We start from the raw sequence: 12468 nt of genomic DNA on the forward strand, positions 1-12468 counted from the left end.
TTCATCAGTGCTGTTGCGTGAACGTCACTGATTCGCATTTAATTTATATAATACAGGGAAATCATTGTTCTCGAGAAAAAGTACATGTGTTTCATTTTTGAATTTCAATGAAACAATATCTCTTGTTTGTCCGTACAAATTCAATCCCGACTTTGTGATGGGCATATAAATGAAACTGCCTTTCCTGTCGTTGATCAACACCTGCCCATAACTTGCATCGAGCCTGCAGAATTGCGGTAGCATACCAAAGAAATTACCTGCAGCAACAATATCCACAAAGCCATCGTTGTTGATGTCAATCAATTGAATGGCGTTTACTGATGAGAGTTGTACTTCATACGGAAGTGTTTTTATCGTAAAGTTGCCTTTACCATCGTTATACGCAATGCACGACGCCGTATACTTCACTTGCTTTACCACAGCATCATTCAGTTCTTTGCCAAAAAGTTCCTGAATTGTTTTTGATGCAAAGTCCTGGTGTTTCAAATTGAGTTTTTTTAACGATGGTACCTGATCAGTTACTTCACGTTTCATAAACACCGGTACATCTTTTCCGTTGTAGGTTCGGGTAAGCATTTTGTCAGCAATGCCATTCTGATCAAAATCTTTCATCCATAATTTAACCGGGCTTTCTGTTGTTGCATTGAGATAAAAATTTTCACCGAGATTGCCGAGCACAAAATCAATATCTCCGTCTTTATCAACATCAGCAGCAGCCATTGCTTGCCACCAACCGGGCAATGCTTCCAATCCGGTTTTGAGTTCTGTGAATTGTTTCCCGTTATATGTAAACACACGTGGGCTTATCCATTCACCTGTAATGATCAGTTCCTTTCGCTGATCGTTGTTAACATCTTCTACAACTGCTGCGGTGATCATACCTGCACCTGAAAAAACAGGAGCTACAGCATCTGTTACATCTGTAAAATTTCCCTGTCCGTCATTTCGCAACAAAAAACTATTAGGGCTCTCTCCATAATTCTGTGGTATGCTTCGGCTGCCAATAAAGAGGTCAATATGTCCGTCGCCATCATAATCAAATGGAACAGCGGCTCCGCAATTTGTATTGATGATAGGAAGTGCGCCACGTTTTAAACTGAAATTCCCTTTTCCATCATTTACAAATAACTGATTCTGATAACCACCTGCGGACGCAGCAGAGAAGTTTCCGCCACCACCTGTAAAGAGATCTGCATCTCCATCTTTATCGCAATCAAAAAAGAAGGCAACGGTTACATCATTGAAAGCAAATGTTTTAAAATCGGCAGTTTCCTTCTTTACAAGTCCGTTTGCTGTTTGCAGGTATAATTGTGCGGGTTGATTTCTTGCTCCACCGATATATACATCATCCAATCCATCACCATTTACATCGGCTGTGGCAGCTTTCGGACCTTGTGTTGAAAGCATGAACGGAATATTTCGTTCATAGAAAAAATCAACATGTTCATCTTCGGTATGTTTTTCAAAACGATGTTGCACTTGCTCAAAAAGATACTGGTGTGCAACATCAGCAGCCGGAACAAACTGTTTCGTTGCAGCAGCAGAGTAAGTAATGTTGTGAGATTGATTAATTGCCGGTTTGATGATCGATGTAGTTGTTCGGTTGGGCCATGTAATTAAAATGGAATCGATCGTTGATTTACCCAAGCCGATGGTTTGCTTGTAATCGATCGATGATTGAAAGCCGCGGCTGGGAATTACTTCTCTTGTAATGATTTGATCGCCTTGAAAAATCCGGATCGTACTGCCTATACCAAATGTATTGGGTACTTCATAGTTTACTGAAACAGCTACATAGTTATTTTTATTTTTTTCCCGGCTGCCATTCCTGTAAACCATTGCTTCCTGATTTACATTGTTGATGATAAGATCAAGATCACCATCGTTATCCAGATCTGCATAAGCAGCTCCGTTAGAAAAGCTTGGTTTGGAAAACCCCCACTCTTCGCCTGCATCATTGAACCGAAGATTTCCTGTATTTCGGTATGCTTTATTCGGAATTGGATTCGATGGCATTTTACTGATGATGTTACTCACTTCTTCTTTCTTACCTGTCCGCACCATTTGTTGCGCCACTTCGTTTGCAAAGAAGTCGATAAAATCCTGATCGGTCACATCATAATAAATTCCGTTACAAACAAAAATATCTACCAATCCATCGTTGTCTGCATCAAACAGCAACGCACCCCAGCTCCAGTCACTATCCGCTACTCCACTATAAAATGCTGTTTCATAAAATTTACCTTTTTTGTTATTAACCTGTAAAGCGTTTTGTGTGTACTGATTGTAAAAACCTTGTTTGAGTTTCAGTTGAAACACGTCATAACTTTCAAAGGAAGAATTTGCACGTAAACGATAGTCATCGCCGGGTAACATATCGGTTGTAAAAATATCGGGATACCCATCATTGTTGATGTCCTGCATATCGGCACCCATCGATGAAAGGCTGGTGTGTTGTATGCGTTCTTCCAGTTCATCTTTAAATGTCCCGTTGCGTTGATTGATGTATAAATAATCCCGTTCAAAAAAATCGTTCGATACATACACATCAGGATACCCATCTTCATTTACATCGCCAACTGTTACACCAAGTCCGAGACTGATAAGGCTTCCATGGATGCCTGCTTCCTTGGTTATTTCAATAAACTTCCCACTATCATTCCGATAAAAATGATCGCCGCCGGGTTTTAAAAAATCTGCAACCTGCCAATCTTTTGCAGGAAGATCACGCATGCTTGCATAGTTGAGTGTATTTACAGGGATGGGGCTGTTGTTTACAATAAAGCAATCGAGATCACCATCAAGATCGTAATCAAAAAAGGAAGCATGAGTGCTGTATCCATCATTATCCAATCCGTATTCTGCAGCACGTTCTGTAAACGTAAGATCTTTGTTGTTGATGAATAACTGGTTTCTGCGTAATGAAGAATCGAACATATTACCTGCGTTGCAAACATAAATGTCGAGCCAGCCATCAGCATTCAGATCAACAAGTACAACTCCGGTGCTCCATTGTTTTTTTTCTGTAAAGCCTGCTTTTGCAGACACATCTTCAAACTGAAAATTTCCTTTGTTGAGATAGAGTTGATTGTTTCCCTGATTGGACGTAAAGAAAACTTCCGGCAATCCATCATTGTTCAAATCACCAGTTGCAACACCGCCACCATTGTAAAAATTACGATACGTGAAAATGTTGAAGTCTTTGTTATTAGTGAGTTTGTTTTCAAATTTGATCCCTGTGTTGGCCTCTAAGGAAAAGAGTGTATCTGCTTTCCTTTTATTACAGGATAGCTGTAGAATAACAAACAAAAACGGTACTACTATTTTTATATTCATCATCCTTCAAACAAGTTGCTTTAGCAATACAAGATAAAACTGTTCATGTTGCTATGAACAGGAAGTAAAAAATTTTCAAAAAAAGAGGCCGCCAAAATTAGCGACCTCGTTCCCTATTGATTATGACAAAAACTAATAACCAAAATTCTGTTTCAGATTAGGATTTGAAGACAACGCAATGTTCGGTAACGGGAATACTACTTTAAAAGCTTCAGATGCATTAGGACGCTCCTGAACAGGGCTATTAAATATTCCAAAACGAATCATGTCATTTCTTCTCCAGCCTTCCAGGTACAACTCACGACCACGTTCTGCGATCAAAGTATTTAATGTTACCGATGCCAAAACACTTGCATTACGTTTGGTTCTGATATCATTGACAATTGCCAAAGGAGTTTCAGGTGATGTACCACCTCTTAAGACCGCTTCTGCTTTCATCAAACGAACATCAGAAAGACGCAGGAACACAAAATCATTTGTACTTCCAAATCCACCATCGTTGATAGTAGCCGGATTTAATGGAAATTTATTTGTACGGATACCGCTTGCCTCTCCGTTAAAGAAGATACTTACGTTTCTTGTGAACACCAATGGATTGTTACTTCTGTCTTTCAGATCAACCAGTGGATTACCGATACGCTGTCCCTGAGGTCCACGAACCTGACCAACGTTAAAACCAGCTTTGGTACCTACCTGATCAGTAAAGCCTGGAAGCGTTGTGCTCTTACGAACATCCGCATCTTCAAAGCTGTCATAAAAATCAGAAAGTGTTGTAAATCCGTTCCAGCCCGATGGTGTTTGGTTATAATGTCCTCCCATGGCTGTTGCCCATACCACATTTATACCATCACTGTTTCTTCTTACAAAAATGTTTTCAGAAGAAGTTGAATTATTCGTCCAAACAAAGTTGTCCCAATAATTTGTTTCGATCTGTAACAAAGGATTAGCCGCAACATTATTGCAATACTCAATTACTTTGTTCATATCGGCTGCTGCGAATGTGTAAGGACCGGCAGGTGTTTCAGGATTCGCCTTATACACTGCCTTATTCAAATACAATTTCGCTAACAATGTCCAGGCCGCTTCTTTTGTAGCAAGATGCCTGTTTGTTCCGGTATAAGCAGGTAAACCGGCAACTGCTGATTCCAGTTCAAGAATAATTGTATCGATAGCTTGTGCACGTGGAACAACATTTGGAATGCTGCTTGCAGGTGCAGTTGCAGGTCTTGTTTGCATTTGACCAAATGCATCGATCATCAAGAAACGGAAGTATGAACGAAGGAATTTACCTTCAGCTTGTGCCTGTCCGGTCAATAATTCAGCAGCAAGCGTTGTTTGGAATAATGCACCGTTCAAACCATTCCATACGTTGTTGATCTGGTTGTGATCTCCAGCCCATGTATGAAGGTGCAAACGACGCCATGTACCAAAATCATCCCAGTCGGTACCACGTGTTGGTCCTAACAGTTCATCGGTTGTATGCTCATTCAATGCATACCAGTTTTCCTGGCTGATCAATTGGTTCAAGGAACCATAAACAGACGAGATGGTTGGAGGTGTTGGTGCACCATCCTGCTTAGGAGGAGCAACAGACTCGTTGCCTCCCAACTCGGGCTCCAGCTTTGTACACGAAGAGGCAAACAAAGCAAAAGCAACGGCTACACCTGCAACATAACTTTTCATATTTGTTTTCATTCTAATGAATTTTTTAATTTAAAATCAGAATCCAACATTTACACCCATTGATACAATGCGTGGTCTTGGATAGTTTGTATAATCAAAACCACGTGATGGTACACCACTGATGCTCTTATCAACATTCACTTCAGGATCTATACCGGAATACTTCGTAAACAAAGCAAGGTTTTGACCCGATACAAAAAGTGAAAGCATTTTCACCACTTTGCTGTTCTTCATGTTGAATGCATAGCTCAGGTTTACGTTTGAAAGACGGATAAAATCGCCTTTCTCAAGAAAACGGGTTGAAACACTACCGGGGTTGAATGGATTTTCAGGACTTGTTCCGGCAGCATTCGTTACGTTACGCCCGTTTCTCAAACTTCCTTTTAAGAACAAGGCATTGGCCGTATTGTTATAAACGTAAAAATCAGCTACAGAGTTCATGAAAACACTCAAACTCCAGTTGCCAAACGTGAAATTGTTTGTAAGACCAGCGTAGAATGTTGGAATAGCAGAACCAACAAGCTGGCTTTGTGCTCCATTTTCGTAGCGGGCATTACCGTTTCCATCAAACCCACCAAACACAGGCATCGCCCATGTAAACAATGGTTGGCCGTTTGTAAATGTTTGTGCATATGCACCTGTTAAACCCTGTCCGCTTACGCCACCTGTAATTACAGGAACCGGTAAGTCTCTGAGTTCATTCTTCACCAATGTCATATTGTAGTTAACATCCCAGGTGAATTTTGCATTATCAATTACTTTGTAGTTAATGCTGAATTCCCATCCTTTATTTACTACATAACCTGGCAGATTAATGAACCAGTTTGATGTAGGAGCAAAACCGCCGGGGGTTGGAGCATTAAAGAGGATGTTTGTACGCTTGGTAAAGAAATAATCAACTGTTACTGATAATCTGTTATCAGCAGTTGTGATATCAATACCTGCACCTGTTGTAGCAGCTTCTTCCCATTTCAAATCAGGATTACCTGTTTGGATAAATGCTACCTGGTCTGCACCGTTTGCATCTTTGTAAGAGAACTGTCTGTTCACTGATCCGTAAGAAGGCAAACCATCCTGGCTACCCAATACACCATAGTTGGCTCTTAAGCTGAAATCGCTAAACCATTTGCCAAGGCTGTTGCTTGCAAAATCTTCATTAATGAGTTTCCATTTTGCAGCAAAGGCAGGGAAAACACCATATCGGTTGTTTGCACCAAACTTAGATGAACCATCGGCCCTTACAGTAGCTGTAAGGAAATACTTGTTATCATATGAATAGTTTACACGTCCGAATACTGATTGTAATTCATTTTTATCATAGCCGGGAAACATATCAGCATAGTTCTTAAAGTTGTTGAAGTCTTTCACAAATACATCGGTTGGATTAACAACAGCTGTATTTAAACCCCAACCTACTCTTTGTGCATACTCAGTAATAAAATTCTGGTATGAAAAACCACCTACAATATTGAGGTTGTTTTTACCAAAGTCTTTATCATATGTTACAGTATGTTCAACCAATATAGATCTCAGATCGAGATTTTGTTTGGTTGTACGGCCATTGCCTGCAATCGGATTTTGATAATCTTTTACAGTTGGTCCGTTAGGCACACCCAATACGGTATTACCACCATAAGCATTGGCACTTAACCGTGGATCTGCAAACGAAATACGTTCAGATTTCATGTTATCGTATCCAAACAATACTTTGTAAGTAAGTCCCTTTGTAATAAGGTAGCTACCTGAAATACTGGTTAAGAAACGGTTCACACGGTCGTTGTCATCAAAATAAGCCAGCATCTGAGATGGATTACGTTGATCACCCGGCTGATAAAATGAGCCGTTGGCATTGTAAATAGGATAGGTTGGGTTAAACTGCAAAGCAGCTCCCAACAAACTTCCCTGGTAACCGGCGTTATTACTTAAAGGAGGATATTGATTTTTTGTATTGGAATAAGTTGTCGCCAATTCAAATTTCAATTTATCCTTCAAAAATTTCTGTGTAATGTTTGCACGTGCTGTTAAACGTTTCAGCGAACTGTTTTTGATAATACCTTGCTGATCGTCATAAGAACCACTCAGGCGTAGGTTTGTACCATTTGCACTGAAGCCCCAGCCAAGATTATAGTTTTGTGAAATAGCAGTTCTGAAGATCTGATCCTGCCAATCAGTATTGGCACCCTTATCTAACAGACCAACGGCAATTGCAGCATCGTTCGGATTAGAACCACCGTCGATATTTGCTTTTTTAGCAGCAAGCAGGAAATCCTGTGGGCTCATCATATCATAGCGCTTCGCAGTTGTTGCAACACTTGTGGTTGCGCCGAAATTAAACTGACCTCGTTTTCCGCCCTTACCTGCTTTTGTGGTAATTAACACAACACCATTTGCACCTCTTGAACCGTAAATAGCGGCAGCCGATGCATCTTTTAAAATGGTAATGCTTTCAATGTCGTTCGGGTTTAGGAACATCAATGGATTTCGTGGAGTTGTACTTCCTTCCACACCACTGGCACTACCCAATGTACCACCACTGGCAATAGGCACACCATCTACTACATACAATGGTTCCTGATTACCTCTGATGGAAGCTGTACCCCTGATGTTGATGGTAGCAGCAGAGCCGGGCTCGCCACTTGCAGGTGTAACTAATACACCGGGCGTACGGCCTTGGATCAGTTGATCAGGCGTACCAATTTGCCCTTTATTGAAGTCTTTTGTAGTGATGTTGGCTACAGAACCAGTAAGGTCTTTCACCTTTCTTGTACCATAACCAATAACTACTACTTCATTTAAGGCAGCATCTTGTGTTTCGAGTGAAACAGCTACATTGTCTTTTCCGGAAATACCAACTTCCTGCGTTGAAAAGCCAACGGAAGAAATTACTAAAGTTGAAGCATTTGCAGGAACACCGTTTAATGTAAACGATCCATCGGCTGCTGTTGTGGTAGAAACTTTTGTTCCTTTTACCAATACTGTTGCTGATGGAACTCCGTCGCCTTTGGAGTCTGTTACCTTTCCACTTACAGTTCGTGTTTGAGCTGATGCAAAAGCCACCAGTACAAACAAACTGAGCATAGTGAGAATGCCTCTTGCAAGTTTCGTCAAGATCATAATCAGTAGTTTTTAAATTGTTGAGGGTTATAGACTGCAGCTTCGTCTATGCACAATACACCAAGGGGGAGGTCCAGTTTTGCAGAACTGATCATCCTGAACCATACTTATATGGCAACATGCAATCGATGGGCTGTTAATCTTCTGTGAATTTAAACGAAGTTTTCAGCAAATAGTTCCAACAAAACATGTTAAGTTTATGAAACCGTTTCGCAAACGATTGCGAAAATAATTGCGGTGGAAAAATTATCGACCCTAATCTCTTAATATGGCGAATGCTACACTCAAAAAAATAGCCCAGGTATTGGATATCAGTATTTCTACTGTATCGAGAGCACTGAAAAATCATCCCGATATCTCAACCAACACAAAACAAAAAGTAATGGAGTTGGCTGAAACATTGGAGTATGAACCCAACGCAGTGGCGGTGAACCTGCGGAGCAAGAACACGAAAGTGTTTGGTATCATGATCCCATCTATTACCAATAATTTCTACGATTCATTTATTGCGGCGGTTGAAGAAGAAGTAAAACAATCAGGCTATTCATTGATGATCCTGCAAAGTGCAGACAATGCTGAGACCGAAATTGAGAATTTAAAAATTTACCGGCAGAACAGGGTAAGTGGTGTATTTGTATGTTTAGCTAAAGAAACAACTAATCTCGATTCCTATCATAAAATGAAAGACGCAGGTATCCCGGTAGTGTTTTTTGATAAAGTGCCGGATGATGATACATACAACAGAGTTTGCCTGGCCGATAAAGATGCAGCGGTAATGGCAGCAGAAGCCTTATTGAAAAAACAGAAGAAAAACATACTGGCCATTTTTGGTGATCCGCAAATATCTATTACCAAACGAAGATTACAGGCATTGAACGAAACATTGCAACCCCACAAGAAAATAAAATTAACTGTTGAACATGCAGACACCATGGAGGTAGCAGGAGCAATCACCCATCGTTACTTTCAATTGAAGCAACCACCCGATGCAGTGTTTTGTATGAGCGATGAAATATTAATGGGCGTAATGAAATGTGTGCAGCAATTGAAACTTGACATTCCAAAGCAAGCAGGAGTGATTGCATTAAGCGATGGCTTTTTTCCAAAGATCTATTTTCCCGAGATCACCTATGTTGAAACAAGTGGTTACCGTTTGGGAAAACTTGCCTGCGAACGAATGATGCAATGTGTGAAAGGAAAAGAAGAACCAAAAGAGTTGTTTGTAAGTTCCCGCTTTGTAGAAGGTAATTCGCTATAATGCAGCGTTGTTTGTTTGCTGTTGATTGATCTTCACCTGAACACGAATCAATAATCCCAGCAACAGAAAATAAATGCTGCCGATCTTATCGGTTTCAATTAAATCACTCAACAGGTTTAAGGTTACAACCATACTTAATACAACTGCGCACAACATCGACAGGGATCGTTCAAACTGATCATTCAATACATGATATCCTTTTACAGCAATTGCAAACATGCCGAACAATAAAATGATCAACAGTAATAAACCGGGTATGCCCTGTTCAATTGCAATGAGCAGAAAATAATTATGAACCGATGACTTTTCCTCATTCTTGCTTACCCATGTTTTAAACGCTGCAACAGTGTATTCTTTGTAATAAATGGTAAACGTATTCGGACCATACCCTTTCAACTTTTCTTTATTCACCATTTTTATCCCGGCGATCCAGCGGTAAAAACGTTCCATGGTCGACATGTCTTTCAATGTATAGGTTGCTTCCAGGTGTTCATTAAAATTTGTATGCTGAGTAGTTGTATTAAAGTCAGGTGCAAATTTGAGATAGTTATCTTCTTGAACCAACCAGAACAAACTTAATGCTGCGAGAATGATCACAGCCATTATCAGCGACAGTAAAAATTTCCGTTTTACCGCCACCCACGCAATCACTCCCGATAATAAACAAAGCCATGCGCCTCTTGAATAAGCAAAAAATAAAGCAGCAAGAAACAACCCCATACAAACAAGTATCCATGTACGTAAACGACCGACTGCAAAATGATGCCATACAAACAGGATCGGGAACAAGCACACCAGCAGCGCCGAATAATTCACATGGTTACGAAAAAACGGATCTAATGTAGAGTTGATCGATTCAAACGTAAATCCTTTTTCTGCATGACGGATCAAACTGACGCAGACGGGAAGAAGCATGGAAAAGATGAGGCACTTTGATGCGAGTACAAGATCTTTCTTTGTTCGCAAAAACAATAAGCTACCCACCACAAACGCAAGAATAAACCAGGTTTTCGCCAGGCTGTATTTTACACTCAACCATACTTCATGCGAAAAGAAAACCGTTACCAACGTCCAGCTAAGTTGCAGCAGCAGCAAAAAAAATAAACTGCTTTTTTTTAATTCAACCGGAAACAGCGAGGGCTTTATCAGCAGTATACATACAAGTGAACCCGACAGTAACAGCATCATCGGTTCATCAGGAAGATCGGTGGATAGTGTATCGGTTACTGCAAATTCAGTAGAAAGTGGAACAGCAACCAGCAAAGCAAAAAACAAATAGCGTACGTTGATCGTAAACAGCAAAATGGCCAATACGGCAAACGGAAGGATCAGCAAGATTTTCTCATCCAATACCACACCCAATACAAAACATGCAATGGCTGCCAATGCCGGCAACCAATAGTTGATCAACTCCTGTTTTGTAAAGAGGTGTTGCATATCAGCTTGCTTTTGACCGGGAACGCCATTCCACAAACAACAATAACAATACAGAAAAAATAAACGACACAACAGCCGCCATAATGACGCCTGCAATAATTTTTGGTTTATCTTTTTTCAATGCCGGTAATGCTTCTTCGATCACAAATAAAGAGCTTACATTGTTTACACTGGTGTTGAATTGCTGGATGAGTTTTTCTGTTTCATTCAGCCGGTTGATGATATCGGTCTTTCTTGCTAACAAAAACGCATCAGCACCTAATTGTAACTGCTGTTCAATTTGCTGCAGCGTATCCTTTTGTGTGTTGAAATCATGCTGCAGCTTTTGCAATATTTCCAGCTTCATATTATTGGACGATGCTACACTCTTTTGATTGGTGCGTGTAACAATGGCATTGGCAATGGCAGCAGCAAGTTGTTTATCGGTATCCCACACGTTCACTTTTACATGACCAAACTCGTTCTTATGAATATGTACATTCTCTTTGTATTCATAATCGGCGAGGTAAGCAGCTCGTACATTGGAAGAATCAATTTTGTAATGCTTCATCAATCGGAAACTATCTACCATAAACCTGCACATTTCTTCCGAACGTGCAAGCGCCATCAACCGGTCATTATCAAATTCGCCACCGTAATAAAAGTATTGTTCCCAAAATTCGGTGCGGTAAATATTCGAACGATCGCCAAGATTGGGATTGGCAGCCGTAAAAACAGCGGAGCTTCTGAAATAGGGTTTTTGTATAAACAGAATTACACCTGTTGCCAACGAACCAAGCAATACCAGTATAGCTGCCTGCTTCCATCGTTTGCGGATCACTTCAAAAACAATATCTACATTCATAAGCAATTACAATTCAAATGAAACGAAAGTACAATTCGTTTTTATACGCACAAATCAAAATCAGGCTACATCCAATGCCACCTGCACTTTGCGGTTAAAACTTTCATCGAGTGAAATAAAAGTTTCGGTACGTTCGATCCCCTTTATTTTTTGCAACGCATCGTGCAATACATACCGCAACTGATTAATGTCTTTACATACCACTTCAATAAACATACTGTAGTTACCGGTAGTATAGTTAAGGCGAACAATCTCCGGTATCTTACGCAGATCCTTTGCCACCGTATCGTACAACGAACTTTTTTCAAGATAAATACCCACAAAGGCAGTAATGTCGTAACCGAGGGCTTTAATATCTACATTCAACTTTGTACCTTTAACAATTCCATGTTCCTGTAGTTTTTTGATCCGTACATGGATGGTTCCCCCGGAAACAAAGAGCTTTTTGCCCAAATCAGCGTAAGAGATCTGCGCATCTTCCATCATTTCTGAAATGATCTGCAGATCGAGTTTGTCAAGATTTAATTTCGATGCCATTTTTACGATTCGTTTTAATGCTTTTCCAATATTAGTGATTAAATTTTGAATAATATCGAAAGTTTTAAAATTTTTGTTGAATAATTTGCAATGAATAGGGGATATGGTTTAATATTGCACTGTAATCGTTCTTTGAACAACATACTGTGGAGTGATGAAATTTTCGGCAGACATGCCCTCTCGTCTCGGGGGTGGAGAAACCAGGATAAACGTAACGTAGGGCAGTAATGCCGGGGTTGACCACCAACCATGCGTTATG

The 12468-nt window shown here is 40.3% G+C and carries 7 protein-coding genes; 1 reads left to right on the plus strand and 6 read right to left on the minus strand.

From position 1 onward, the window contains the following. Window positions 1–24: 24 nt before the first annotated feature. From WG989_RS04620 to WG989_RS04630, 3 genes are all read right to left on the minus strand, one after another. A complete protein-coding gene (locus WG989_RS04620; RefSeq protein ID WP_340427674.1) occupies window positions 25–3336 on the minus strand; it encodes a VCBS repeat-containing protein in 3312 nt (1103 codons plus the stop codon). A gap of 132 nt (window positions 3337–3468) precedes the next feature. Then, a complete protein-coding gene (locus WG989_RS04625; protein ID WP_340427676.1) occupies window positions 3469–5031 on the minus strand; it encodes a RagB/SusD family nutrient uptake outer membrane protein in 1563 nt (520 codons plus the stop codon). Between the two features lie 24 nt (window positions 5032–5055). After that, on the minus strand, window positions 5056–8133 hold the full coding sequence (locus tag WG989_RS04630; protein ID WP_340427677.1) for a SusC/RagA family TonB-linked outer membrane protein: 3078 nt from the start codon (window positions 8131–8133) through the stop codon (window positions 5056–5058). A gap of 268 nt (window positions 8134–8401) precedes the next feature. Between WG989_RS04630 and WG989_RS04635 the strand changes: the two genes are divergently transcribed. Continuing rightward, complete coding sequence (locus WG989_RS04635; protein WP_340427679.1) at window positions 8402–9391, plus strand: LacI family DNA-binding transcriptional regulator; 990 nt, start codon at window positions 8402–8404, stop codon at window positions 9389–9391. Here the strand turns inward: WG989_RS04635 and WG989_RS04640 are convergent. The 3 genes from WG989_RS04640 to WG989_RS04650 are packed head-to-tail and all read right to left on the minus strand — an operon-like array spanning window position 9386 to window position 12209. Next, complete coding sequence (locus WG989_RS04640) at window positions 9386–10828, minus strand: O-antigen ligase family protein (RefSeq protein WP_340427680.1); 1443 nt, start codon at window positions 10826–10828, stop codon at window positions 9386–9388. The two genes, WG989_RS04635 and WG989_RS04640, sit on opposite strands and share 6 nt — an antisense overlap. A 1-nt stretch (window position 10829) precedes the next feature. Continuing rightward, a complete protein-coding gene (locus tag WG989_RS04645; protein WP_340427681.1) occupies window positions 10830–11672 on the minus strand; it encodes a GumC domain-containing protein in 843 nt (280 codons plus the stop codon). A 60-nt stretch (window positions 11673–11732) separates the two neighbouring features. After that, window positions 11733–12209 carry an Lrp/AsnC ligand binding domain-containing protein gene (locus WG989_RS04650; RefSeq protein WP_340427683.1) on the minus strand — a complete coding sequence of 159 codons (477 nt, stop codon included), beginning with the start codon at window positions 12207–12209 and terminating at the stop codon, window positions 11733–11735. Window positions 12210–12468: the final 259 nt, after the last annotated feature.

This window comes from Lacibacter sp. H407, from assembly GCF_037892605.1.
Taxonomy (GTDB): domain Bacteria; phylum Bacteroidota; class Bacteroidia; order Chitinophagales; family Chitinophagaceae; genus Lacibacter.